Source organism: Paenibacillus sp. FSL K6-2862, assembly GCF_038005125.1.
GTDB classification, from domain to species: Bacteria; Bacillota; Bacilli; order Paenibacillales; family Paenibacillaceae; genus Paenibacillus; species Paenibacillus illinoisensis_A.
This window is the reverse complement of record NZ_JBBOSN010000001.1, coordinates 5,454,373-5,481,101: the sequence shown is the minus strand read 5'-3', so window position 1 is coordinate 5,481,101 and position 26,729 is coordinate 5,454,373. Positions and strand designations below refer to the sequence as shown.

Annotated in this window: 23 protein-coding genes; 17 read left to right on the top strand and 6 right to left on the bottom strand. The window is 48.9% G+C overall.

Annotated features, from left to right (window positions below):
* Window positions 1-2 precede the first annotated feature (2 nt).
* On the top strand, window positions 3-2,786 hold the full coding sequence (locus MHB82_RS24755; RefSeq protein ID WP_341176106.1) for an alpha-mannosidase: 2,784 nt from the start codon (window positions 3-5) through the stop codon (window positions 2,784-2,786).
* 227 nt (window positions 2,787-3,013) lie between these two features.
* Entirely contained in the window at window positions 3,014-3,964 is a 951-nt protein-coding gene (dnaI, locus tag MHB82_RS24750; protein ID WP_095361292.1) for a primosomal protein DnaI, read from the top strand.
* 97 nt (window positions 3,965-4,061) lie between these two features.
* Here dnaI and MHB82_RS24745 read toward each other — a convergent pair whose 3' ends face one another.
* Complete coding sequence (locus MHB82_RS24745) at window positions 4,062-4,217, bottom strand: YqzM family protein (RefSeq protein WP_095292061.1); 156 nt, start codon at window positions 4,215-4,217, stop codon at window positions 4,062-4,064.
* A gap of 264 nt (window positions 4,218-4,481) precedes the next feature.
* On the opposite strand from MHB82_RS24745, the gene trxA reads away from it, so the two are divergent.
* On the top strand, window positions 4,482-4,799 hold the full coding sequence (gene trxA / locus MHB82_RS24740; RefSeq protein ID WP_095292059.1) for a thioredoxin: 318 nt from the start codon (window positions 4,482-4,484) through the stop codon (window positions 4,797-4,799).
* A gap of 318 nt (window positions 4,800-5,117) precedes the next feature.
* Window positions 5,118-7,205, top strand: a complete 2,088-nt coding sequence (gene uvrC / locus MHB82_RS24735; RefSeq protein WP_341176105.1) for an excinuclease ABC subunit UvrC — start codon at window positions 5,118-5,120, stop codon at window positions 7,203-7,205.
* On the opposite strand, the gene MHB82_RS24730 is transcribed toward uvrC, so the two are convergent.
* Window positions 7,174-8,871, bottom strand: coding sequence for a CPBP family intramembrane glutamic endopeptidase (locus MHB82_RS24730; RefSeq protein WP_341176104.1), 1,698 nt, complete (start codon window positions 8,869-8,871; stop codon window positions 7,174-7,176). The two genes, uvrC and MHB82_RS24730, sit on opposite strands and share 32 nt — an antisense overlap.
* Before the next feature lie 463 nt (window positions 8,872-9,334).
* Between MHB82_RS24730 and MHB82_RS24725 the strand changes: the two genes are divergently transcribed.
* The gene (locus MHB82_RS24725) at window positions 9,335-10,675 is read left to right on the top strand and encodes a TrkH family potassium uptake protein (protein WP_341176103.1); all 1,341 of its coding nucleotides are present in this window, start codon (window positions 9,335-9,337) and stop codon (window positions 10,673-10,675) included.
* A gap of 16 nt (window positions 10,676-10,691) precedes the next feature.
* Window positions 10,692-11,363 carry a potassium channel family protein gene (locus tag MHB82_RS24720; protein ID WP_095361295.1) on the top strand — a complete coding sequence of 224 codons (672 nt, stop codon included), beginning with the start codon at window positions 10,692-10,694 and terminating at the stop codon, window positions 11,361-11,363.
* Window positions 11,364-11,418: 55 nt separating this feature from the next.
* Here the strand turns inward: MHB82_RS24720 and MHB82_RS24715 are convergent, their stop codons facing one another.
* Window positions 11,419-12,342, bottom strand: a complete 924-nt coding sequence (locus MHB82_RS24715) for a LysR family transcriptional regulator (RefSeq protein WP_095361296.1) — start codon at window positions 12,340-12,342, stop codon at window positions 11,419-11,421.
* Window positions 12,343-12,636: 294 nt separating this feature from the next.
* Between MHB82_RS24715 and MHB82_RS24710 the strand changes: the two genes are divergently transcribed.
* The 6 genes from MHB82_RS24710 to MHB82_RS24685 all read left to right on the top strand — a co-directional run bounded on the left by MHB82_RS24710 (window position 12,637) and on the right by MHB82_RS24685 (window position 18,863).
* Window positions 12,637-13,305 (top strand): succinate dehydrogenase cytochrome b558 subunit, encoded by a 669-nt coding sequence (locus MHB82_RS24710; protein WP_095361297.1) that lies wholly within the window; start codon window positions 12,637-12,639, stop codon window positions 13,303-13,305.
* A 41-nt stretch (window positions 13,306-13,346) separates the two neighbouring features.
* Window positions 13,347-15,089: a succinate dehydrogenase flavoprotein subunit gene (gene sdhA, locus MHB82_RS24705; RefSeq protein ID WP_095361298.1), complete on the top strand. Its 1,743-nt coding sequence runs from the start codon at window positions 13,347-13,349 to the stop codon at window positions 15,087-15,089.
* A 365-nt stretch (window positions 15,090-15,454) separates the two neighbouring features.
* A complete protein-coding gene (sdhB, locus tag MHB82_RS24700) occupies window positions 15,455-16,219 on the top strand; it encodes a succinate dehydrogenase iron-sulfur subunit (RefSeq protein WP_095292048.1) in 765 nt (254 codons plus the stop codon).
* Between the two features lie 177 nt (window positions 16,220-16,396).
* Window positions 16,397-17,344 carry a metallophosphoesterase gene (locus tag MHB82_RS24695; protein ID WP_095361299.1) on the top strand — a complete coding sequence of 316 codons (948 nt, stop codon included), beginning with the start codon at window positions 16,397-16,399 and terminating at the stop codon, window positions 17,342-17,344.
* A 20-nt stretch (window positions 17,345-17,364) separates the two neighbouring features.
* The gene (locus MHB82_RS24690; RefSeq protein WP_095361300.1) at window positions 17,365-18,114 is read left to right on the top strand and encodes a metallophosphoesterase family protein; all 750 of its coding nucleotides are present in this window, start codon (window positions 17,365-17,367) and stop codon (window positions 18,112-18,114) included.
* A gap of 137 nt (window positions 18,115-18,251) precedes the next feature.
* Window positions 18,252-18,863 (top strand): GNAT family N-acetyltransferase, encoded by a 612-nt coding sequence (locus tag MHB82_RS24685; protein WP_110757061.1) that lies wholly within the window; start codon window positions 18,252-18,254, stop codon window positions 18,861-18,863.
* Between the two features lie 264 nt (window positions 18,864-19,127).
* Here MHB82_RS24685 and MHB82_RS24680 read toward each other — a convergent pair whose 3' ends face one another.
* Window positions 19,128-19,937: a histidinol-phosphatase gene (locus tag MHB82_RS24680; RefSeq protein WP_110757063.1), complete on the bottom strand. Its 810-nt coding sequence runs from the start codon at window positions 19,935-19,937 to the stop codon at window positions 19,128-19,130.
* Window positions 19,938-19,968: 31 nt separating this feature from the next.
* Window positions 19,969-20,871: a LysR family transcriptional regulator gene (locus tag MHB82_RS24675; RefSeq protein WP_095361303.1), complete on the bottom strand. Its 903-nt coding sequence runs from the start codon at window positions 20,869-20,871 to the stop codon at window positions 19,969-19,971.
* A 458-nt stretch (window positions 20,872-21,329) separates the two neighbouring features.
* Between MHB82_RS24675 and MHB82_RS24670 the strand changes: the two genes are divergently transcribed.
* From MHB82_RS24670 to MHB82_RS24650, 5 genes are all read left to right on the top strand, one after another.
* Window positions 21,330-21,788, top strand: coding sequence for a chemotaxis protein CheX (locus MHB82_RS24670; RefSeq protein WP_095292039.1), 459 nt, complete (start codon window positions 21,330-21,332; stop codon window positions 21,786-21,788).
* Window positions 21,789-21,842: 54 nt separating this feature from the next.
* Window positions 21,843-22,616 carry an SDR family NAD(P)-dependent oxidoreductase gene (locus tag MHB82_RS24665; RefSeq protein ID WP_095361304.1) on the top strand — a complete coding sequence of 258 codons (774 nt, stop codon included), beginning with the start codon at window positions 21,843-21,845 and terminating at the stop codon, window positions 22,614-22,616.
* A 214-nt stretch (window positions 22,617-22,830) separates the two neighbouring features.
* Window positions 22,831-24,204 (top strand): DEAD/DEAH box helicase, encoded by a 1,374-nt coding sequence (locus tag MHB82_RS24660; protein ID WP_341176102.1) that lies wholly within the window; start codon window positions 22,831-22,833, stop codon window positions 24,202-24,204.
* A gap of 27 nt (window positions 24,205-24,231) precedes the next feature.
* Window positions 24,232-24,984 (top strand): ABC transporter ATP-binding protein, encoded by a 753-nt coding sequence (locus MHB82_RS24655; RefSeq protein WP_095292035.1) that lies wholly within the window; start codon window positions 24,232-24,234, stop codon window positions 24,982-24,984.
* A 2-nt stretch (window positions 24,985-24,986) separates the two neighbouring features.
* Window positions 24,987-26,201: an ABC transporter permease gene (locus MHB82_RS24650; RefSeq protein ID WP_341176101.1), complete on the top strand. Its 1,215-nt coding sequence runs from the start codon at window positions 24,987-24,989 to the stop codon at window positions 26,199-26,201.
* Window positions 26,202-26,372: 171 nt separating this feature from the next.
* Here the strand turns inward: MHB82_RS24650 and MHB82_RS24645 are convergent, their stop codons facing one another.
* The gene (locus MHB82_RS24645) at window positions 26,373-26,510 is read right to left on the bottom strand and encodes a hypothetical protein (RefSeq protein ID WP_164764282.1); all 138 of its coding nucleotides are present in this window, start codon (window positions 26,508-26,510) and stop codon (window positions 26,373-26,375) included.
* Window positions 26,511-26,729 lie beyond the last annotated feature (219 nt).

The following is a 26,729-nucleotide window of genomic DNA, read 5'->3' as shown; positions in this document are numbered from 1 at the left end:
GCATGACGGAACAAAAGAATAAATCAAAAACCAAAAGAGCCCATATCATTTCGCACACTCACTGGGATCGGGAATGGTACCTGCCCTATGAGAAGCACCATATGCGGCTCGTTCAACTGGTGGATTCACTGCTAGATGAGCTCGATGAGGGAGCGGACTACAAAAGCTTTTACCTGGATGGACAAACGATCATTATCGACGATTATCTTCAGGTTCGTCCGGAGCAAAAGGAGCGGCTGGAGAAGCACATCCGAAATGGTCGGATTGTAATTGGGCCTTGGTATATACTGCAGGATGCATTTCTTACCAGTGGTGAAGCCAATGTGCGCAATATGCAGGTTGGGCATCGGGATGCGAAGCGTTACGGCACGCCCTCCAAGATCGGTTATTTTCCCGATACGTTCGGGCTGGTTGGACAGACTCCGCAGCTCATGCTGCAATCTGGCATCGATAACGTCTTTTTTGGAAGAGGCGTGAAACCTACAGGCTTCAATAATACCGTATCGGATGCAGGATACGAATCCAGCTTCTCGGAGCTCATGTGGGAAGGGCCGGATGGATCGAAAGTGCTGGGGGTGCTATTTGCCAACTGGTACTCCAATGGTAATGAAATTCCGGTAGATGAGGCTTCAGCCCGCAAGTTCTGGGAAACCAAACTGGCAGATGCCGAGAAATATGCGTCGACCAATGAACTGCTGTACATGAACGGATGTGATCATCAGCCTATTCAGCGGGATCTGCCTGAGGCGATTCGAATGGCCGAGCAATTACATCCCGACATAGAATTTGTTCACTCCAACTTCCCGGATTATCTGACGGCCCTGAAAGAATCAGCGGAACATGAACTGTCTACAGTAAAAGGAGAGCTGCGCAGCCAGCGTACCGATGGCTGGGGTACCCTGGTGAACACCGCCTCGGCACGGGTTTATCTGAAACAGATGAACCAGCTTGGTCAAGCCATGCTGGAAAAGGTGGCTGAGCCACTGGCGTCTTACGCCCATCTCCTTGGACATGCCTATCCGCATGATCAACTGACATATGCCTGGAAAACGCTGATGCAGAACCATCCGCATGACAGCATCTGCGGCTGCAGTGTGGATGAGGTTCACCGCGAGATGGTCACACGATTCGAGAAGAGTCGTCACGTCGCTGAAGCAATGATTGAAGAGAGCACAAGTCAGATTGCTGCTTCGGTGGATACCTCCATCTTTGCTAGTTACGGTGAAGATGCGCGGCCGCTGATCACGTTTAATACGACAGGCTGGGAGCGAAGCGGCGTTGTTCAGATCGAACTGGATGCGGCTCGTATCTACTTCCGTGATGGCATTTCATTAGAGGGTATGGCTGCCCAAATGAACAATGTAGATCTGTCCGGTCGTATCCTCGTTGACGAAAAGGGAGCGCACGTTCCGTGTACAGTAGAAGATCTGGGCCTGCAGTTCGGTTATGATCTGCCGGATGACCGATTCCGTCAGCCATACAGCTGCCGCCGGGTCAGAATTACATTTGAAGCTGAGAACGTGCCAGCACTTGGATTGAAGACATATGCATGGGTTCGCAGTGAAGCTCAGAATGATTCAGTCTCGAATGGTTCTGCATTGCGCCGTGGTGAACGCGGCATGGAAAATGAATATGTTGCCGTTACAATCGCAGACAATGGCTCCTTTACACTGAAGGATAAACGCACAGGACGTACGTACCAAGACCTTGGCGTGTACGAAAATGTTGGGGATATTGGTAACGAGTATATGTTCAAGCAGCCGGAGAATGAAGTTGCTTTGACTACGAAAGAATTAACAGCTGGCATACAGATCATAGAAGATACGCCCTACCGTGTCTCCTACGAAATCATACATGATTGGGAAATTCCTGCTTCGGCGGATGAGGTGCTGGATCGTGAACAACGTGAGCTCATCTATTACCCGTATCGCAAGGCACAGCGTTCCAAACAGACTACCACACTGCGTATTCGTACGATTCTGTCGTTAAGCCGCAGCGGAAAAGGAGTTCATGTGCAAACGACCTTCAACAATCAGGCGAAGGATCACCGTGTACGTGCCTTGTTCCCAACCGACCTGGCGACTGCCGTTCACCATGTGGATTCCATGTTTGAGATTGCTACTCGTGATAATGTGCCCGCACCGGAGTGGCAAAATCCAAGCAATACACAGCATCAGCAAAGTTTTGTGGATGTGAGTGAAGAACAGGCTGGACTGGTCGTAGCCAATCTGGGACTGAATGAATATGAAGTTCTTCAGGATGGGCGCAATACGATTGCCGTAACGCTGCTCCGTGCCGTAGGGGAGCTCGGGGACTGGGGATTGTTCCCGACACCGGAAGCACAATGTCTGGGAGAGCATTCGTTCCAGATGGAGATCATTCCGCATGATGGAAGCGGTGCATCATCAGATGCATACATCGAGGCTTACCAGTTCCAGGTTCCATGGACGCTGGTACAAACAGATGTTCACTCAGGAACGCTGTCATCAACGCATACCCCATTTGCATGGCAAGGGGAAGGTTTGGCATTCTCCTCACTGAAAGTGAATGAGGAATCAGGTGATCTGATGATGCGCTGGTATAATATGAAGCCGGACACATCTCTGCTGAGTCTGGTTGCAAACGAATTAAATACAAATGAAGAAGCATACAAGAGCAATATTTTGGAGGAGAAGGGCGAGAAACTCGTATCCTCTTCAGGTGTTTCTACTAATCTATTCAGCGGCAAAAAATGGTCCATCTCGGCAGGACCTTGCGAGATTGTTACGGTAGGGCTCCCCCATTAAAGGAATCACCCTGGGAGCAGGCAGGTACTGTCATCCAACCATTCATGATACGATGTGTCACGAAGGAGATCGTTTTTTCCAGCCGGAACATGTTGAGTTATGCCCCAAGTTTCTATAGAATGAACAATAGAATTGCAATCGATCGAAGGAACCTATGCCATCATCATGGTCATTGGTAAAATCAGGTGGTTCATTCTATATTGAATACATTAAGGGGGCTTGAAGCCATGGAATCCTTGGGAGGACTGCTTCAGCAGCTTAATCCTTCCTTTCGTGAGCAGTCGCGGCGAATTGCGGCGGAGTTGATGGATGATCCGTACGTACGCGAATTCCGAGCAGGTCACCCGGAACTGAAAGATGCACAGCTCATGACCGATCTGAGCAAGCTGTATCAGTATGCCCGAGATTCGAAAAACTGTGCGAATTGTCCGGGGCTGGATAACTGTCCTAACGATTTCCAGGGTCACTTTTGCAAACTGGAAGTAGAGCATTTTAACGGTAAACCCGAAATTATAGATAAAAAAGCTCCGTGTTCCAAACATATTGCCAGGCAAAATGAGCATGTGATCAAGAAGAGAATCCGCAGCTTCTATGTGGACGAGCGTGCGCTTAGTGCAGGATATAACGATGTGGAAATCATGGGCAAGGATCGGATGCGTGCTCCGGCAGTAAACCAGGTTCTGCGTTATATTAGTGACACGAAGGAGAACGGGTTATCTCCGCAAGGACTGTTTCTCGAGGGATCATTTGGAACAGGCAAGACGTTTCTGATGTGCTATCTGTTACACGAATTAGCCGTTGCGGGATACACTGGGGTCATTATCTACATGCCTGACTTTGTGGAGGATCTGAAATCCATGATCACGGATGGGCAGAAGCTGAAAGAAACGACAGATATACTCAAAAGCTGTGACCTGCTCATCTTCGATGATATTGGCGCAGAGAATTTGAATCCTTGGGTTCGAGATCATGTGATGGGTTCCATTTTGAACTACCGCATGAATCGGAAACCAACGTTCTACACGTCCAACTACAATCTGGATGGGCTGGAGAAGCATCTCAGCTTTACGAGCAAGGATGGCGAGGAAATGAACAAAGGGCAGCGTCTGATGGATCGCATTCGTCCGTTTGTTGACGTTGTTTCTGTTCGTGGAGAGAATCAACGAGGCAAACGATAATTTTTATATTCATATGGTAAGTAGTCCACAAAAAAGCCTGGTTTTTCGCGTTAGTCGCGGAAACCGGGCTTTTTTGGTCCTGCGCAGGCCTGACATCCTATTCGGTCAGGAACTTGAAGATGACCATGCCGAAGAAGATAACTGTCATCAGGCCACCCATGCCGGCAACACCCGCAATCAGATCGAATAAATCGTTACGGGGCTCCTCGTTCACATGTTCACGCGGGTCGCTGATCCGCACATTTGCGTCCATGGTATTGCCTCCTTATGTGGATCAACAGCTTGCCCTTCCAGGGAGCTGAAGCCCGGAGTAATTTTAGTATACTTGGAAAAGAAAGCGTTTGTAAAGATTTTGCAGCAATGATGTCAAGATGAGCAATTGTGAAGATTTGATGGTGGAGAGATGAACATTGCACGTTCATTTCACAAGTTTAGATGACCTGTGTTATACTGGAAGTGTCGTTCACGACGTTACAGGTTAAAATAAACCGTAAGTATATATAAGGAGGACAATTTCATGGCTATTGTTAACGTATCCGATCAATCCTTTAACGCTGAAGTCGAAGGAGAAGGAACGGTTCTTGTTGATTTCTGGGCGCCTTGGTGCGGTCCTTGCAAAATGCTCGCTCCAATCCTGGAAGAGCTGTCCACCGAAGTTGGCGATGCAGTGAAAATTGCCAAAGTCAACGTTGACGAAAATCCGGAATCCGCTTCCCGCTTCGGCGTAATGAGCATTCCGACATTGATCTTCTTCAAAGACGGCCAACCGGTTGATAAAGTGGTTGGATTGAACTCAAAAGAAGCACTCAAAGGAATCATCGAGAAACACCAATAATTCACTAGGCTAACAGATACGCCTCCGGTTTATGCGCCGGGGGCGTTTTGCGTCGAATATCTTTTTATAGGACAATATAGAGGTATACGATTATTATAAGTTGGTACTGAAAATTTACATGTTTAACGGAGAGGACAGAAATGATCTGAAGAAACGAAGTGGTCGCCTTTATCACCGGATGTATACCTTTTAAAAGTGTAATCTAAGAAATCTGGGGGTAACAGCGATCGGAAGATCATTCTGGCATCGGAGTGGCACATGTAAGGTGAAGCTTTCAACTTTCTCAGATTTAAATCGGGAGGGAGGGACCACCGAGTTATGGATGAATTCATAAATGTTCTGCAAGAACAGGAGCAGGCCCTGGAGCAGATACGGCATAAGCTTGCACTGCTGCCTGATATGCCTGGCTGTTATTTGATGAAAAACAGTGAAGGTACCATTATCTATGTAGGTAAGGCCAAAGTGCTGAAAAACCGTGTACGCTCTTATTTTATAGGTAGTCATAACGGAAAGACGCAGCGTCTCGTATCCGAAATTCGCGATTTTGAATACATTGTGACCGGCAGCAATATGGAAGCACTCATCCTGGAGTGTAACCTGATCAAAAAACACATGCCGCGTTATAACGTTTTGCTCAAGGATGACAAAACCTTTCCGTATCTTAAAATTACGAATGAAAAGCATCCCCGGCTCGAAGTGACCCGGCGTGTGCTGAAAGATAAAGCCAAGTACTTTGGACCCTATCCGAACTCGTACGCGGCACACCAAACGAAAAAGCTGCTCGACCGCATGTATCCGCTGCGCAAATGCGGCGTAATGCCGAAGGAAGTCTGCCTGTATTACCACATGGGACAATGTCTTGCTCCCTGTGTGAAGGAAGTAGGCAAGGAGCAATATGACCAGATTTCCCAAGAAATCGGTTCATTCCTGAGCGGAGGTCACGAAGAAATCAAGAAGGATCTGCAGCGCAAAATGCAGGAAGCCGCAGAGGATCTATATTTCGAACGTGCCAAGGAACTGCGGGACCAAGTCATAGCTATTGACGCCATGATGGAAAAACAGAAAATTACGATGGCGGACGCCAGAGACCGCGATGTGTTTGGGTTCGCCATTGATAAGGGCTGGATGTGCGTCCAGATTCTATATATGCGTCAGGGGAAAATGATCGAGCGCCATGTATCGACGTTTCCGTTTTATGGCGAAGCGTACAGTGACTTTATTTCCTACGTGACACAATATTATAGCGATAATCCGGCACTGCCGCAGGAGATCTTGCTGCCAGAAGTTCCGAAAGAATTGGTTACTGAAGACTCGGCGGATAACGCTGAAGTTATTGCTATGGATGTGCCGGCGGCTGTGGCATCGGAATCGGATCAATTGTCATCCGCATTGAATGATGTTTCTGCTGAACCGCAAGTTGCGGAAACACGTGCAGCTTATGGGGAAAACCATGCTCCCGAAGAGGACGAAGCAGAAACAGCAATGGCTCAGGATGTATCCGACCAACAGGAGAATGCTGCTGTGGAAACTAACCGGCCTGGATTGGAAGACCCCTTCCAGGCTGCAGCGGCACTGCAGGAGTGGCTGGAGATCAAGGTGCACATCCCGCAGCGCGGGTTGAAACGCCAAATGATTACCATGGCTGTGGATAACGCACGTGTGGCCTTGGAAGAGAAATTCCGTCTGATTGAGCGTAACGAAGAACGTACGTCCAAAGCATCCGAGGGTCTTGGGCGCTGGATCGGTCTGGATCAACTGCGCCGGATCGAGGCGTTTGATAACTCCAACATTCAGGGAACCAACCCGGTGTCGGCGATGATTGTATTTACCGATGGCAAGCCGGACAAGAAAGAATACCGTAAATACAAGGTTCGTTCAGTAGAAGGACCCGATGATTACGAAACGATGCGTGAAGTCATCCGCAGACGCTATGAGCGGGTATTGAAGGAAAACCTGCCCCAGCCTGACCTGATTGTTGTGGATGGCGGAAAAGGGCAGATTTCGGCTGCTGTGGATATATTGGAGAATGAACTGGGTTTGTTTATTCCCGTATGTGGTCTGGTGAAAGACGCCAAACACAAAACTTCACAGCTCATGATTGGCAATCCGCCGGAAGTTATATCACTGCCGCGGGACAGCCAGGAGTTTTATCTGCTTCAACGTATTCAGGAAGAGGTTCACCGCTTTGCCATCTCGTTCCACCGGGAGCAGCGCGGCAAGTCCATGGTCACTTCTCGTTTGGATTCCATTCCTGGCATCGGCGAGAAGCGTCGTAAACTGCTGCTGAAGCATTTTGGTTCTTTACGCAAAATAAAAGAGGCCAGCGTCGAAGACTTCCGGCCTCTATCTATCGGTGATAAACTAGCTAATCAAATTATTGCAGCACTTCGGGATGAGGAGTCGTAACATACGGCTTCTCTTTTTTTTGTGGATTCCATTTGTAAATCACATATCCAACGATGGCTGGAAGCACAATCCAGAAGATTCCTGCGGAGATATTCAGGGCGTCACCCATAAAAATCAGGCTGAGTCCCATCAGCAGGCTGTCGAAGATGACATGGCTGAACACAACGGCGATAAAGCCGTGGCGCAGCATAACCAGACTGAACAGCAAACCGATGACCATAAGCTCAATGGGACGGGTGATGACCGGGTAGATTGGATAAAGTGTATGTCCAAGTGCCCAGATCAACGTTGGAATCAAACAGGCGATGAAAGTATTGCGCACGATTTTTTGCATCATGCGAATCCCGAACAACCGGTACACCGTTTCCTCTCCAATGCCGGCCATCCATGCCATGATGGGAAAGATCCAAGCGTATGACATGTTGTAAGTCGATTGGTCTGCCGAGGTGGTAGACCAGCTTCCTATGCTTCGTTCCAGAATGAAGAACAGGATGGATTGAACGCCAAGCAAAATGAACGCCCACAGGTACCCTGCATACATGCTGTGAAGGACATATTTGCCGTATCCGGGCTCTTTTGCGCGAGGCCAAGGATTTAGTCCGATTTTGCGCCACATGCCGTCTCCTGCAACGAGTGAGAGGTAGATCGTGGCACTCATGACCAGAGTGATCCCCGTCTGCATGAGCATCAGGAAGACCAGCATGAAGCTGGACAGGCCCTGTGCCTGAAACAGCGGAATCATGTTTAGTGTACCAATAACGGATGCGGCGAAGTACACCAGTGACAGAATAATCCCGCGTTTAAATGACGTATGCACCCGGGTGAGAATGCTGTAAATAATCGCCAGCACACCAAGGACGAATGTCAGGAAAGCATAACCTCCATAGGTCATCCAGTTGGCCTGGCGAGTTTGATCCTGTACATAATGGATATGCTCGTCTGGAACCGAGAAGACCGATTCGAAGGAGCGGACCGCTCCGTTTTCAAAGGTGAAATTCAGTTCCAGCCTGGAGTCACCGATCTGCTTATCCGCATCCGTGTAGGTTAGTCCACCTTCACCTTCTCGGGTATCCAGCTGAAGTTTTGGGGCGTCATAGCCGAATTCGGCAAGAATTCCGGAAGCCAGCTGCTCCTTTTCGTCCAATGGGATATTGCCCTCGGCGAGCTGAATCGTTGCATTGCGTTTGTTCTTATCCTGCTCAGCATCAGCGGATGCATACAGGGAAGAAGGTAGTTCCCGTTTGAAACCAACAACTTTGCCAGTTCTCATATGTACGTCCACATTCAAATAACCGCCGTTGTCCTCATCAGGCAAACGAACGCGAAACACATCGTAGGGATAGGTTGCTTCCCATTTTTGATTATACGAATCAAGCTGTTTGGTTTTGGCCATGTATCCATAGATATCGGAATGAGTCTGATAGGTGACCAGTGTCTTGCCGTTATCCGAAGGAAGGGTGTAATTGGCTATGGAGGCTGCAAATGATCGTGCGGATTGGGTTGCCTGTTCCTTGCTTATAAAAGATGTAGACGGAATATCCGTGGTTTGTGATGAAGTAGCAGGGAAGATCTGAAAGACAAAAAACAAAATCAGGCCAATCGCCGCCAGCAACCCTAAACGCTTGAAGTTAGCTTTGAGTACCAAAGGCTGCCCTAAGGGGTTCATGTAATGGTGTTCCTCCTTTATTAATTTGGATATTAAAGTAAAGATAGCACAGGCCGAACCCTGAATGCCAATGATGAAACGAAAAGACGTGCAACTCCCTGAAAATGAATGAAAATGATCGAATGAATCTGATCCGTTCATTGATATATCTGAGTTTTTCCCTTTTTGCCGGAATTCGATCCTATTTACACAAAAATCGTTTTGTCTGCAGCAGCCGCAGCGCTTATAATTTTGGAAACAAATGTGCAATATTTGCATGTCTTTAGCCTTGCAAGGGAACGAATAAGAGGATTCCAACCTTAATGCATATGTGGTTATGACTACAATCATACATGTTTATATGCTCCGATCGGAGCTTATCCAAGATTTCGTGTGTTGGCCCTTGTGCCAAGGATAAGTGATTCGGAGAAAGGCTCCACATTGTGGGGTCATTTTCTTTTTGGCAGAGGTGGATGATACACAAGTGAAACTGAATAACCAATGGGTGCGCCTATCGCCCCCACGTATTCTTGTCCTGGGATTTGCGGGAATCATCCTGCTCGGAACATTGCTTCTCATGCTTCCGGTTTCCAGCCGCAGCGGGGATAGTCTTCCTTTTATTGATGCATTATTCACGGCTACATCGGCGGTATGTGTTACCGGTTTGGTTGTTGTGGACACGGGTACTCACTTTACTGTACTGGGTCAGGTGATTATTGCTGTTCTGATTCAAATCGGTGGTCTTGGCTTCATGACCATGTCCACACTGGTGGCCATTGCGTTCAAGCGGCGGATTTCCCTGCGGGAGCGATTGATCTTGCAGGAAGCGATGAACCAGAACACGATGGAAGGTATTGTGCGGCTTATTCGCAAGGTCGTGGTCTACTCGCTCATTTTGGAAGCCGTTTGCGGCACGCTATTTGCAATCCGCTGGTCATTCGACATGCCTGTCGGACAGGCAATTTATTACGGATACTGGCATGCCATCTCGATGTTCAATAATGCAGGGTTTGATATGTTTGGCGACTTCCGCAGTCTGACCGGGTATGTTTATGATCCACTTGTGAATTTTACGGCCATGTTTTTGATTGTGGCTGGGGGCATTGGCTTTGTTGTTTTATCTGATCTGGTGGATTATCGTAAAACGCGCAAACTTTCGCTTCATTCCAAGGTGGTGCTGCTAACCACAGGTTTACTTATTGGGTTCGGTGCGCTGGTCATTTTTGTGTTTGAATACAGCAATCCACAGACGTTGGGCAGCTTGAACTGGGGAGGCAAAATTCTCGGTTCGTTCTTTCAGTCGGTAACCCCGCGAACGGCAGGAGCTAATACGCTGGATATTGCCGGTCTCAGACAGGCAACGCAGTTTTTCATTATTATTTTAATGTTTATCGGGGCTTCTCCAGGTTCCACCGGAGGCGGGATCAAAACGACAACGTTTATGATCATGGTCGGAGCTGTCATCGCGATGATGCGCGGCAGAGAGGATATTGTTTTTTTCAGATATCGGCTGGAACAGGAACGTATTTTCAAGGCATTGACCGTTACGCTTCTTGCGCTGCTGCTCATCATTGCAGTGACCATGCTGCTCACCATGACGGAAGATAGCGGTTTTCTCATGATTTTATTTGAAACGACATCGGCTTTTTCTACCGTCGGATTATCGATGGGATTGACACTGAAGCTGACCACATTCGGAAAGCTCATGATCTGTTTTATGATGTTCGCAGGCCGGCTTGGACCGATTACGCTGGCGTATGCACTTGGACAGAAAAAGGGTAAAGAACTGTATAAGTATCCTGAAGGAAAAATGATTATTGGATAGGGGTTCGTGAAGAACAATGAAAAGACAGCAGTTTGCGGTCATTGGGCTGGGCCGCTTCGGCTCGAGTCTGGCACAGGAATTAATGGAACTTGGCTACGAGGTGCTTGGCATTGATAAAAATGAAGAGGTCGTCGAAGACATGAGCGAACTGGTCACTCACGCGGTTGTGGCAGATGCTACGGATGAGGAAGTGCTGCGCTCACTGGGGATCCGTAATTTCGACTGCGGGATTGTAGCCATCGGTGACGATATTCAGACCAGCATTCTTACCGCAATCCTGTTGAAGGAACTGGGCGTGAAAACGGTCGTTGCCAAGGCAATTTCCGTCTTGCACGGGCGAGCTCTGGATAAGCTGGGGATTGATCGCGTCGTTTATCCGGAACGGGACATGGGCATTCGGGTTGCCCATCAGCTCGTGACCCCGAATTTGCTGGACTACATTGAACTTTCCAATGATTACAGCATTGTGGAAATGAAAGTGCCGGCATGTCTGCATAATACAACGCTGTCCAGTCTGAACGCGCGCGTACGCTTCGGCTGCAGTATTGTGGCGCTGCAGAAGGAAACTGGGGTCATCATCGCTCCGACTGCCCTGGACTCGCTTCAAATGGGCGATATCATGGTCATTATCGGAATGAATGATGATATTGATCAGTTTGAACAAGAGGTAATCAGCCAGGAGGATTGATCCGGTCCTGGCATACCGATAAAGGGTAAGACGAAATGAAGTTCATATCTATTCATTAAGGCGTCGTAGTCCTCCTGGAGGGCAGCGGCGCCTTTGCTGTAAAGAGCGCTGCCGTTTCTTTGACCCACTGTCTGGACGTTTCGCTGAGATCTTCCTTTTCCCCGTAGATCATGCAGGTGGTCCGGCGAGTCTGCTGCAGCTGGGGCAGATACACGGAGACGAGATCATTGTCTGCAAGCAGCTGGGGACGGAGATAGGACTTGGGCAGCAGCGCAGCAGCCTTGCAAGTGGGCAGGAGGCGGACGATGGCTTCAAACGAATCAATCTCCATGCGAATATCCGGCATGACGGCACAGCGCTGAAACAGATCGTCTGTCAGCTTGCGATACCAAGTGCCTTTGGAAAAGGTGATCATGGGCAGATCCTGCAAGTGCTCCATCCCGGCCTCTTTGCCGGACAAAGGGTGCGTAAGCGGTACAACCAGCTCCAGGTGATCATCGAAGAGAGGCACACAGTTCAGCCCGGCTTCATTAATGGAAGAGGCAACAATGCCAACGTCTGCTTTTTTGTCCCGGACGAAGGAAACAATCTCATGTGTTTTCCCGGTCACGAGCTTGATCTCGGCATTGGGATGCTTCTCCATGAAAGCATTGACCAAAGGGGGGAGGGTGGTCTGAAGTGTAGTCAGGGACGCTCCAAGCGTAATGGCGCTCTGCTCCTCGTCCTTATACTGGGCAAGCATGGTCAGAAACTTCTGCTGCTGCTGCTTTTGTTCCACAGCGAAGGTGTAGGCAAGTTGGCCGACACTGGTCAATTCAAGGCGTTTGCCTCGGCGGTGAAAAAGCGATACCCCTAGTTCATCCTCCAGTTTCGCAATTTTGCGCGAGAGGGCAGGCTGAGACAGATTCAGCAATTTGGATGCACGATTCAGACTCGATTGCTCCACGACTGCCGCAAATGCATTTAAATCCTCGAACATAAACACTAACCTCTTTTCCATGGGGTGTGATTGTTGTCCTTGATAAATCGTTTTCAATGCGATATGCCTGCCTGTCCGATGTTTCAGCTCTTATACCTATAGGTTATAACATTTAATAATTATATTGCAATTCCATTATAAGAAAAAAAGGAGTAACATGAATTGTGACACAAGTTGTTCACACCTGATGAAAACGGAACAATTTGTCGAACCTTTCCATGGGAAAGGTTTGTGTCATGATAAGCGAATTATTTTATGAAAACGTTGTATTTAGCGAAAGGGGAACGACATTTTATGAAAGGGTTTTACTCCAGAAAGCTGCACTCCTTGCTTGGCGTCATCCCGCTCAGTTTGTTTTTTCTTGAGCATCTGGTGACGAACTTCTCGGCAGTTGAAGGCGGCAAAGAAGGTTTTGACGGTGCTGTTGCCTTCCTGAACAGTCTGCCTCTCGTTATTGTTTTGGAAACGGTTCTCATCTGGTTGCCGTTGTTCTATCACGGTGTATACGGTCTGTACATTGCTTACCAGGCCAAACCTAATGTCGGACGTTACGGCAATGAACGCAACTGGCGCTACACATTGCAGCGGATCAGTGGTGTCATTACGTTTGTTTTCGTAATCTGGCACGTTTGGGAGACTCGCGTGCAGGTTGCATTGGGTAATGTAACGCACGAAGAACTTGGCGGTGTCATTCATGACGTCGTGATGAACCCGGTAACGTTTATTTTATATCTGATCAGTGTGGTTGCAGCCTCCTACCACTTTGCTAACGGCTTATGGTCGTTCCTGGTTAGCTGGGGGATTACCGTTGGACCGCGTGCGCAGCGTGTATCTTCTTATGTGTGCATGAGTCTGTTCGGTATTGTGGCTATTATGTTTATCGCTTCGTTGTTTGCCTTCCGGAGCATTGATTTCCAAACGGCAACAACGATGCTTGATACGATTAAGACAGTTCTGATTTAAGCATTTGTGATAAATGCTGACTTATAAGGGAGTGAACAGCAATGGCATCATCTAATGTAATTATTGTGGGCGGAGGTCTCGCGGGGTTGATGGCGGCGATCAAATCGGCTGAGGCCGGAGTCCATGTTCATTTATTTTCATTGGTTCCCGTAAAAAGATCCCATTCCGTATGCGCACAGGGTGGCATTAACGGAGCGGTAAACACCAAGGGTGAGGGCGACTCCCCATGGGTTCACTTTGACGATACCGTGTATGGCGGCGACTTCCTTGCGAACCAGCCACCAGTTAAAGCCATGTGTGAAGCAGCACCTGGTATTATCCACCTGATGGACCGGATGGGCGTTATGTTCAACCGGACACCGGAAGGTTTGCTTGATTTCCGCCGTTTCGGGGGCACAAAGCATCACCGTACGGCATTTGCCGGAGCAACGACAGGACAACAATTGCTCTATGCATTGGATGAGCAGGTTCGTCGCTGGGAAGCAGCGGGTCTCGTTACGAAATATGAGAACTGGGAGTTCCTGCAGGCAGTTGTAGACGATGAAGGCATCTGCCGCGGAATCGTGGCACAGGACCTGAAAACGATGAAGGTACAAACGTTCCCTGCTGAAGCAGTTATTCTCGCAAGCGGTGGCCCTGGTATCATTTTCGGTAAAACAACCAACTCCGTTATCAATACAGGTACAGCTGCAAGTGCGGTGTACCAGCAAGGCGTTAACTACGCCAACGGGGAATTCATTCAGATTCACCCAACAGCCATTCCAGGAGATGACAAGCTTCGTCTGATGTCCGAATCGGCGCGTGGTGAAGGTGGCCGGATCTGGACGTACAAAGACGGTAAGCCATGGTACTTCCTTGAAGAGAAGTATCCTTCCTACGGTAACCTCGTTCCTCGTGACATCGCAACGCGTGAAATTTTCAGCGTTTGTGTGGATATGGGACTTGGAGTTAACGGGGAGAACATGGTCTACCTTGACCTGTCTCACAAGGATCCGAAGGAGCTGGATGTTAAGCTCGGCGGTATCATTGAAATTTACGAGAAATTCATGGGGGATGACCCACGTAAAATCCCGATGAAAATCTTCCCGGCCGTTCACTATTCCATGGGCGGCATGTGGGTGGACTACAATCAAATGACCAACATTCCAGGTCTGTTCGCAGCGGGTGAATGTGAATATCAATACCACGGTGCAAACCGTCTGGGTGCGAACTCACTGGTATCTGCGATTTATGGCGGTATGGTGGCTGGTCCAAAAGCGGTTGAATACATCAAGGGACTCAAAAAATCGTCTGCTGATGTGAATTCTTCCGTATTCGATGGCTACACCAAACGCCAAAGCGATAAGTACGAAAGCATCATGAAAATGCAAGGCAGTGAAAATGCCTATGTCATTCATAAAGAGCTTGGCGAGTGGATGACAGCCAATATGACGGTTGTGCGCTATAACGATAAACTTGAAGCCACTATTGGAAAAATCAAGGAATTGAAAGAGCGTTACGGCAAAATCAACATGTACGATACATCCGGTTGGAATAACCCGGGTGCAGCATTCACACGTCAGCTGTGGAACATGCTTGAACTTGCTGAAGCGATGACACTTGGCGCACTGCTGCGTAACGAAAGCCGCGGAGCACACTACAAACCGGAATTCACGGAGCGTAACGATGAGGAGTTCCTGAAAACGACCATCGCCAGCTGGTCGAAGGAAGGCCCGCAAATCTCGTACGAGCCTGTTGACGTATCCCTGATTCCACCACGGATCCGGGACTATTCGAAGGATTAAGTAAAGCCGGATAGATTTCAATTTATAAGTTTAAAGTTAAACGTCTATAAGGATAGCCCGAAAGATACTGAAGAAGCGAAGCACTCGCGAAGCTTTAGAGGTTGACTAAAGCAATCCAGAATGAATTATTGCTATTTTCAGTAAAGAGACTCAGCAGCACGACGTAGCGGAGGAAGCGGAAATGACCTGAAGAAGCGAAGCGTCCGCCTTTGATACTCCATTTTATCCGATAAATAATTCATTCAGTAAAATGGAGGAGCAACAGCGGTCGGAAGGACATTCCGCTGACGGAGCGTCTACCGTGCATACAACGTCTCTTTACGCATCAGCAATCAATCATCGTCACCAAAGGAGGGGACAACGATATGGCGGAACAAGCTACAGCGAACAAAACCGTCAAGTTTATCATCACCCGTCAGGACAGCCCGGAGTCGTCTTCGTATACCGAAGAATTTGAACTTCCGTACCGTCCCGGCATGAACGTTATTAGTGCCCTGATGGAGATTCAGCGGAACCCGGTTAACAAAGACGGTAAGTCCATTGCCCCTGTCTGCTGGGAATCAAACTGTCTCGAAGAAGTCTGTGGAGCATGCTCCATGGTGATCAATGGTAAGCCACGTCAAGCGTGTGCTGCCCTGATCGATAAGCTGGAACAGCCGGTTCGTATCGAACCGATGAAAACATTCCCGGTTGTTCGTGACCTGGTCATTGACCGCACCCGGATGTTTAATGCCCTGAAACGGGTCAAAGCCTGGATTCCGATTGACGGTACCTACGACCTGGGTCCAGGTCCACGGATGCCGGAGAAGAAGCGTCAATGGGCTTACGAGCTCTCCAAGTGCATGACATGTGGTGTGTGTCTGGAAGCTTGTCCTAACGTGAATGAAAAAACAGACTTTATCGGCCCGGCAGCACTTTCCCAAGTCCGCCTGTTCAATGCTCACCCAACAGGAGAGATGAACGCCGAGGATCGTTTGGAAGCCCTGATGGAAGATGGAGGAATCGAGGGCTGCGGTAACTCGCAGAACTGTGTGCGCTCCTGTCCGAAAGGCATCCCTTTGACAACTTCCATTGCGGAAATGAACAAACAAACAACCAAGCATATGTTCAAACGCTGGTTGGGCGTATAGTATCGTGGATATCCCTTGCAGATGTGGAATCTGCAATATTAGGAGAAGTCGTGGCCTTCAGCAGCTTGCTGCCGAAGATCACGGCTTCTTTTTCTGCAATTGCGAAGGAACCGGGCTCGTCATGCAGAATATGGTATACTATAGAGATGCATGTAGAGCGGAGAAGGAGGGGAAGACATGGCAGAGACACCGCGTAAGGGCAGCTCATGGCCACCGCCCCGGCGCTCAGACGCTGGACCCGAGCAAGGGTCCATTTTTCCCGGGGAGGAGAAGGATCACGATCCCTCCCGGCGCAGTTTCCTGTTACGGATGATTGTGATGACGGCAGGTGCAGCCCTGTTCACAGGGGGATATGCATGGCTCTGGGAGCCGCGCCGTCTGGAAGTGAAGCAGGTACCCTTGGAACTGCCAGGATTCCCGCAGGCATTCGATGGGCTGCGTGTTGTACAGTTTAGTGATGCACATCTAGGCTTTCATACCGGACTGAAGGAAATGGAGAAGCTGGCCGAGACCATACAGGAGCAGACGCCGGATCTGATCTGTTTTACCGGAGATATGGTGGAACGGGAAGCCGAACCGATGCGGGAGTGTATACCCGTGCTGGCATCCATGCAGGCTAAGTATGGCAAATTCGCTGTATTGGGGAATCATGATTACCGGGGCAGACAGCAAAAACAAGTGGAAGCGATGTTCAAGGAAGCCGGCTTTACGCTGCTTCGCAACAGTCATGCTGTCATTAAACAAGGGAACGAGCGAATCGCTGTAACAGGTCTGGATGATGCTCTTACAAGCCAGCCGAATCCTTTGGAAGCAATCGAAGGTTTGGACAACGATACGTGGAAACTATTGCTGATGCACGAGCCGGATTATGCCGATATGGCGGAGCCGTTCGGATTTGGATTACAGTTATCCGGTCATAGCCATGGCGGGCAGGTTCGTTTCCCTTGGATTGGAGCCGTTACAACGCCGCGAGGTTCACGCAAGTATATTCAGGGGTTATATTATGCAGGCAAGGCACGTATGCCTGTCTATGTGAATCGTGGTTTTGGCATGACCCAGCTGCCGATTCGTTTTTTGTGCAGACCGGAATTGACCGTTTTTGAATTAAGGGGAACACGAACATAGCGAACGAGGAGGTTGGCCAGATGGAACGAATTGCGATTGTATCCGATATTCATGGCAACATGACAGCTTGGGAAGCTGTACTCAGTGATATCCGGAGTCGCGGGATTGAGCGTATCTTTTGTCTGGGCGACCTCGTGGGCAAAGGACCGGATCCGGTTCAGGTGGTTGATTCGGTGAGAGAGACTTGCGAATACGTGATCCGGGGCAATTGGGATGAGCTGGTTGCGGTGAATCAGGATAATGAGAATTTTACTTGGCAGGCTGCACGATTAGGAGCAGAACGGCTTGCATACTTGAAGAGCCTTCCCTTCAGCCACCAATTTGAACTCAGTGGGCGCACTATTCGTTTGGTGCACGCCTCGCCGCAGAGTGTGTATCACCGGGTGCAGCCATGGGACGAAATGGAGAAAAGGATAGCCATGTTTGATGCTCCGGCAGATCATCCGGAGCTTGGTGGAGCAGATATTGTGGGATATGGAGATGTGCATAACGCTTACTTGCAGCATTTTAATGGGAAAATGTTGTTTAATACCGGCAGTGTAGGTAATCCTCTCGATATGACCCAAGCCTCTTACTGCATCCTTGAAGGAGAGAGTGGCTGTGATCGAAACAAGGCCTTCAACCTTCAATTTGTCCGGGTTCCTTATGATATTGAGCGTGAAGTGCAGGCTGCACAACTAGCCAATGTACCTTCATTGGACTTTTACATCCGGGAGATTCGTACGGGGATCTATCGGGGACTGCAGGAACAGAGCTCGGCCGAGGAATAAATAATGGCAATGAATCGACATACTAATGTTTGAAAACCAATACGGAGTGTTATCCATCATTTTTACATGAGCCGGATCATCCCAGAGCTTGCTTGTCTTACCGGACCAGAACCCGATAGACAAAAGGAGCGATTGCTATGCTGACCCGAAAAATGCTGGGCCAAGGACTTCCTGTGTTATGGACAGACCGACTGCTGCTTCGATCTTTGCGTCAGAGTGATTTTAGCACATTATCGGAACTGTTTTCCGATCCGCAAGTCATTCAATATGTAAATAGGGGAGGCCAACCAACGCCAATTCGTGCCCGGCGACTACTGAATCAGATCCGGAGCAGCAGTTCGAAGCTGGATTCGCTGCATTACGGCATCTGCTGGAAAGGCAGGGAGCAGATCATTGGCATCACGTCTTTTCAGCACTGGAATGAGCATAGCGGCACTGCCCAGATTGGCTATATTCTGAACAGATCCTGCTGGGGCATGGGCGTAGCAACCGAAGCGGTACAGCGCCTGCTGCACTTTGGTTTTACGGAGCTGAACCTTCAAAAAGTGGAAGCACGCTGCTACGAAGCCAATGTATCATCTGAACGGGTGCTTCGCAAAAGCGGGATGTCGTACGAACGCACTCTTCCTTCATTTGGATGGAGTCAAGAGGATGGTCAGACACAAGACACTCTGCTCGACGTCAAAGTCTATGCTTTATATCGGGAAGAGCATGTGCGATTACAAAAGGATAAAAGTCTGCAAACCTAGGTATCCAACAAGCAAAAATAACATAGAATGAAATAGCAAAATCTGTTGAATCGAACTTCAATCATTTGTTACACAATTGAAATATAGCTGCAATTGAACTCTAACAGACAGCGGGTAAACTTATCTCATGACCCCCTTTTTGATAAATAGATATGCTGTTGGGACCCGCCGCGAGCGGGTTCATTTTTTTTGACCAAAAGAAAAACCCTACGATAGGGATCGTCCCGTAGACAGTAGGGTTTCAGGCTTCTTATTCTGTTGTCGTTACAAGGGAACAATCTGCATCTGTTTCTGTTTAAAATAAACCCATTCCGTAAAGCCGATCTCTTTCAGGCGAGTCTGAACGTCTTCCAAGTCGTCCGCTACACGCGAAGGCTTGTGCGCATCGGATCCGAAGGTGACTTTTACGCCGTAATGATTCGCTCTCTCCAAAATGGCATCAGAGGGATACCAGCCGCCGCTTAGCTTCGTTTTGCCGGAGGTGTTGATCTCAATAGCCACACCCGCCTCCGCAATAACCTGCAAGGTTTCATCAATGGCATGATCAGCCACAATCTCGGAGAATGCAGGATAATTGCCTTTCATGGCATCAATGTGTCCAAGAATCTGGAACATGCCACTCCGGGCAGACTGTGAAATCAATGAGTAGTAGCGTTCCTTCACTTCGATTTTCCGTGCTTCACTTAGTCCCTTCCACCGGGTTTTGTTAAAAATACTGACATCCTCCGTATGGTGAACCGAACCAATGATATAGTCAAAAGGATGCTGTCCCAGCGTACTCCGATACAACTCGGCATGGAGAGGGAAATAATCGGATTCGATGCCAAGCAGCACGTCAATTTTCCCGGCGTATTCCTCTTTCAGTGCAAGAACCTCTTCCACGTAATGGCGCAATTCGGACTTGGCCATCGCAATGCGGGGGAATGCTTGCTCTTCCTTACTGGCGAAATAGGGCGTGTGATCGGAGATTCCAATGGCCTGAAGACCAGCCTGAATGCCAGCTTCGATGTATTCCCGAATGTTGCCATCTGCATGACCACAGCGGAAATGATGCGTATGAAGATCGAATTTCATGAATGATCCTTCCTTTCTCCTGCCTTGTTTGTCATTCTGAACTGATAAATTGGGTTTCCGGCATGCCTTTCAGGTCGCTCAGGAATTGATGCATGGCCGAATTAAGATAACGACTGGATTTGTAAATGACGCCTACAGGATGACTGACCTCAAGTTCACTTAGCGGAATCATCCGAAGTGTACCCTGACGCAGTTCATGTGCGACGGATTGCTTGGATATCACGGCCGCTCCGAGGTTGATCTCGACCATCCGTTTGACTTCCTCACTGCTCGACAATTCCATCACAATATTGGGCTCAATGCCATGTTTTTTGAAAATGCCCTCCGTAAACCTTCTCCCAACCGTATCTGGCGACAGCATAATCAGAGGGGTGCTGCGCAGCACATCCACCGCGGCATGCTTCTGCTTCGCAAGGGGATGAGCAGGAGACACAACAAGTTCGAATGTGTCGTAATAAAGAACAGAGGTGTTCAGATTGGGATTGCGCTCGGTGAGATAACCGATACCAACGTCAATCAACCCATTTTCGACCTGCGTATAGATCTGTGAGGAAGGCAGGGACTGAATACTGGTTTTGATCAATGGGAACTGATCTTGGAAGTAGGATAGCACCCGTGGGAGAATCTGAATCGCAATGGAGGTTGTCGTGCCCAGTACGATATGGCCTTGAGGCGTTTCATCGAGATCGGACAGCTTCTGCTTCAGTTCGTCAACGATATCTAGCATGCGCTTGGCATGCTCCAAAAACACTTGTCCGCGATCAGTTAAAGTAACAGGTTGGTTGCGATCTACAAGAACAGTGTTGAATTCATCCTCCAGACTTTTAATCTGGGCCGAGACGGCAGGCTGGGTTAGGTTCAGAAGTTCTCCCGCTTTGCGGAAACTCATCGTTTTTGAGATCGTAATCAGCGTCTCCAGTTGGCTGATATTCATGTATGGCCTCCTTGCGGGTAAGATGTCGTGTCATGGAGTGTTCCTGTGAGGAATGGAATCCGTAACTTTTTTTTGGTTTGTTATCTTAAATTATAGGTGATTCGAGACGGCAGGGCAATGAAGGAGACACGTGGGGTTGAAGAAGAATACATGAGCGTCAATTAAACTTAATATCAAGATTTTTAAAAAAATTACATTTGTTAAAACACAGTAAAAAAGTCCTAAATCTTAATGCACCTCGAATTGAATCAAAAGTCTTCCTACAAAAGGGGTGCAGAGTTCTGTTATTTCGTCAAAAACAGCTATAAACTATTGCCCCGTGCATGACGATAAATTATAGTACACATGTCTTACCGAATTCATAGTGAATTCTTGTACGTGATAAAGTATAATAAAATTATTGAATATGGGACTTTTGGTATGTGACCAATAACCCAGTGTAAGGGGGACATTAGACAGTGAAAGCGGAAGTAATTAATCCTTTCCTGGAATCCGCACGCAACGTATTCGAACAACTCATCCAGGTTTCGCCTTCCACCGGGAGTCTTGGCGTGAAGAACGTAGAGTACATAGCAGACCATGTTTGGATCGTGATCGGAATGACCGGCCAGCTGAGCGGAAACATTGTTTTCGGAATTCAGGAACAAGTTGCACTGCGAATTGTCTCCGCCATGATGGGCGGTTTTGTAATTACCGAAATGGATGAAATGAGTAAAAGCGCCATCTCGGAACTGGGCAACATGATTAGCGGCAATGCGAGCACGATCCTGTCCAACCAGGGTGTCGTGGTGGACATCACGCCTCCGCAAGTGTTGAAGTCCGAACATTTGACTGAATTTAATGCAACGAAGGCATTGAGTATTCCACTGCTGATGGACGGAATTGGCGAGATGGATATTCAGGTCATGATCTCGTAGAATAGAACCATAGCCTGAACAGGCAAATGTGTTCATTACGGGAGGACTTCGGGTATGCTGAAAGATCAGGTTGTATTCATCACAGGTGCGTCGAGCGGAATTGGTGCGCTCTGTGCACAGATGCTGATTGAAGAAGGAGCTATTCCCATTCTTGCTGCCCGATCTCGGGACAAGCTTGAACAGATTGGTGCTTCATTAAAAGGGCCGCATGAGCTGCTTACGCTGGATGTAACCAATGATGAGCAAGTACAGACAGCGTTTAACATGATGCTGGAAAAGTATGGACGAATCGATATTTTGCTGAACAATGCAGGTTACGGAAAGTTTGCCGCAATGACGGAAATGACGGTGCAGGAATTCGAAGATATGATGGACGTCAATTACATGGGAATTGTTCGCTGTACGAAGGCAGTGCTGCCGCACATGCTGGAACGTGGCAAGGGACAGATCGTGAATGTGGCCTCCATGGCTGGCAAAATTGGGACTGCGAAATCGGCATCCTATACAGCCACCAAACATGCCGTACTTGGATTCAGCAATGCTTTGCGTCAGGAGCTGCGTAAGACCGGAGTGACGGTTACGACCATTAATCCGGGTCCCATTGATACGCCGTTTTTTCATCGTGCAGATCCATCTGGGAATTACGTTAACAACGTGCGCTGGATGATGCTCAAACCGGAAGAGGTTGCAGGGCATATGATCCGGGCGATGAAGAAACGCAAGGAAGAAGTGAATCTGCCAAGACTCGCTTCCGCTGGCATATGGCTGTATCAGCTGTTTCCGCGACTCGCTGACCGGCTGTCACATGGGGTCATGAACCAGAAGTAGAAATGCAGCAGCCTGAGCATCATATAGGGAATAAGAGAAAAGCTCCGCCGAGGGGCTTTTCTTTTTTTTTGCGCCCAGGCAGAGTGTTACCGAATAAGATTTGGTCCACAGCCTTTTTTCGCATATAATGAAAGATAATGTGATGACAGGCTTATGCTTCAGAAGTACAAGCTGGAAGTAGCATCGTAAGAATAAAATTAAAGGATGGACATACATGACGAATGAAACATTTGCTTCAATAGGCGTGGCACAGGATCTGGAGGCGATACTCGCTTCGCACGGGATCAACGAACCTTCTCCGGTACAGGCCCAGACCATACCCGTTATCTTGGAAGGCCGGGATGTGGTCGCGAAATCCCAGACGGGTACAGGCAAAACGCTTGCTTATCTTCTGCCATTGCTGCAATCCATCAAAAGTGATGTTAAAGGTACACAAAAGCTTATTATAGCGCCTACCCAAGAATTGGCAATGCAGATCGTGCGCGAAGCACAGCGATATGGAGAGGGACGCAGCATCGGCGTACTTGGCCTCATTGGAGGCGCAGCTGTCAAACGCCAGATCGAGAAATTGCGTGAGCATCCCGAGCTGGTTGTGGGCACGCCTGGACGACTGAAGGAACTGATTACGCTGAAAAAGCTGAAAATGCACAACGTTTCCACGATTGTCATTGATGAGGCTGACCAGGTATTCCAGCTGGGTGGCGTAAGTGATGTAGAGTTTGTGCTTCGCAGTGCACTGCGGGACCGTCAGCTGATTTTCCTGTCTGCGACCATTGATGAGCACACTGCTGGACTTGCCAAGCGTGAGATGAAGGAACCTGTCCAGATCGGAATCGAACCGGACCGGGCAACTGCTGCGGGACTGGAGCATTATTATTTTGTGGAAGAAACCCGCAACAAAATCGATATGCTGCGCCGTCTGGTTAGGCAGTATAATCCTGATCGTGCCATCGTGTTTGTGAACGCTACAGAAGACATCGGCGAGGTAGAGGCCAAAATGAACCATCTGGGCCTTACTGCTGCTGCATTGTATGGTGATGCGGACAAAGTTACGCGGAGCAACGTACTTTCTGCGTTTCGCAATGGCAAAATCAAATTGCTGATTGCCAGCGAAGTCGCGGCAAGAGGATTGGATATTGAAGGCTTGCCAATGGTCATCAACTATGACCCTGCTTTTGACTCGGAGCACTATGTTCACCGTGCGGGACGCACAGGACGAATGGGACGCAGCGGAATTGTGCTGTCCATCGTGGATGAAACGCAAATCTTCATCATGCGCAAATTCGCACGTGAACTTGGCATTGAATTGTCGGAACGCGTGTTGTTCGGCGGCAAAGTACTTGAAGCTGATCCGCGTCCGGACACCCGGCCTGAAGGCCATTCTTTCTCGAGAAAACCGGGACCGTCCCGAGACCGCAAGCCAGGCCAGGCAGGCCGTAACGGCGGAGCAAGAGCTGCTGTGTCGAATCAGCGTACAGCAGACAGCAAGCCTGCTCGCAATGCTGGAAGAACAGAGCGGGACCAGGATCGTAAAAATAAGGGTGCACCCAAATGGAGCAAGGGAAACACACCGCGTTCCGAAGAATAAAACCTGACGAAAGAGGTGCAGGGATTGATGGATAACGGACAAACGCCCGTACTTAAAATCAGCGGGTTAAGCGGAGGATATAGTGCCAAACGGCCGGTTCTCCACGGTATCGATCTCGAAGTTGGACGCGGAGAGATGGTCGGACTGATCGGATTAAACGGTGCCGGAAAAAGTACGACAATGAAACATATTTTAGGCTTGATGACTCCCCAGCAAGGGGAGGTTCGGGTCATGGGCAAGAAGCGGGACGAGGACGCGCAGATCTATCAATCAGCGATGGCTTTTGTGCCGGAGTCACCCGAATTGTATGACGAGATGACCGTAATGGAACATCTGGAGTTCACAGCCAGAGCATATGGCGTATCCGAAGCGGATTTCAAACACCGTACGGAGAAATTGCTGGACCTATTCCGCATGAGGGAGAAAAGCACAAGCCTGTCGACCCATCTGTCCAAAGGGATGCGGCAGAAGGTGATGATCATGTGTGCTTTTGTTGCAGGGCCCCCGCTCTACATTATTGATGAACCGTTCCTCGGGCTCGACCCGCTCGGAATTCGTTCTTTGCTGGATTTCATGTTGGAAATGAAGGCATCCGGATCATCCATATTGTTGAGTTCTCACATTCTGTCCACGATTGAAAACTACTGTGATCGCTTTGTTGTATTGCATCGGGGTCAGGTTATCGCTCACGGAACATTGAATGAGCTGCGCACCCAGTTCGGAGATTCGGATGCGGCGCTGGAGCACATGTTCTATTCTCTTGTGCAGGGCAGGGATTAAGCATGGACCTCAAGCTGTTATGGAAGCAAAGACGCACGGGATTCTGGAACGGAATTCTTCCTTATCTGGGCTATGTCATACAGAGTGGCGTGGCCATGGTCTTTCTCTTTCTTGTCATTGCATTCTCTGCCTGGTACACCTCATTTGTACAAAACATACCTGCGGGATTTCCAATTCGCTGGATTGCCTTGCTGCTGCTGGCACCGCTAGTCCTGTTCAGCAGTTATCGTACATATCTGCATCCTGCCGATATCGTATTTCTGAGACCTCAGGAGTACCGGATGCAGGAGTACCTGAAGAACAGTTTTGCCCGGGGAATCATCTACAAAAGTCTCGGCATGCTGCTCGTATTTGTTACGCTGTGGCCTCTCTATGTTCGGGCAGACCAGGATGCAAGGCCATTTGGCTGGTTTATCGTGCTTTTGCTTCTCTGGAAAGGACTGGCGAGCTACGGCGCCTGGCAGGAGCTGCGAATGGTTCAGACCGGGGCGGCCAGAGCCTATCGTTTGCTGCGCTGGGCACTGTCTATACTGGCGATTGCCGCTTGGTTGTGGCAGCCTCCACTGCGTAGTGTCTGGTTCCTGTTGCTGCTGGCGGCCCTCTATGTGGTCGCACTGCGCATCCCGATGAAGCACCGGGTTGCATGGGAACGTCTGATTCAGGTGGAGCAGGGCCAGGCCGGTCGGGTCATGCGGACGCTAGGCTGGTTCGTGGATGTACCATCCTCCGGCCAGAAAGTAAGTGCTCGCCGCTGGCTCAGTAAATGGGGAAGCGGACTACCCTGGAATGCAGGGAAAGCCTATCGTTATCTCATTACCAAAACATTCATTCGAACCGAAGTGTTCACCATTGTGCTGCGATTGATCATACTGGGCATGCTGCTCAGCTGGTGGACAGCGGGAAGTTACTTTGGCGTAGGGGTATATCTGTTCTTCCTTCTGCTGGTTGGTGTTCAGCTTGGCGCATTACGCCGCAGTCATGGTGAATCCTTCTGGATCATGATCTATCCCATCTCTGCAGAGAGCCGCCGTTCCCAGGTGCTTGGATTCATCTTCAATCTGCATGCTATTGCTGCTCTATTGATGTGGCTTCCGATGTGGGCTGCCGGAATAAGTGGATTGAGTGTTACGGGAATAGCGCTGGTGCTCGGCGCGCTGGTGATCTACCTCATGAGGCGTTCACAGGGCAACAAATGGTTGAAGGAAGAAGACGAGTGACTTGACCTTATTGCTGCAAACGTGGACTGGAGAAGATGAACTCCGGCAGCGAGAGTGTTATGAATATCGTCAATCACGAAAAAGACGGTTATGTTGGGGCTGAGTCCCCAAATAACCGTCTTTTTTGCTGCGGTTAACCTATTTGGCTCTCCCGCGTAGAGAAGGATGGTACTAACAGAGGAATGATTTGGTGATGATTACGAGCAAGATGAACAGGACGAGAATCGCACCTGTATTTGTAAATCCTCCGAAACCGCCGCATCCATAACCGTATCCATAACCGCCTCTTGTTTCTTCAACTCCAGACATGGGTCATTCCCCTTTCGAGTGGTGTTTGGCACGCCCTTGCGTACACCGTATACTATGTGCCCTGGGTTTCTGCTGATTGGGCCACTGCCCGGAATCATTTAGAAATAAATATTACAGGTGAAGCAGAGCTTCTGCCGCTGAAAAGAAAACATGCCAAACAGCCCTCTATGGGACGTAGTGTAACCGTCAATGGATAGAGGGCTGTTTATATTACAGGAC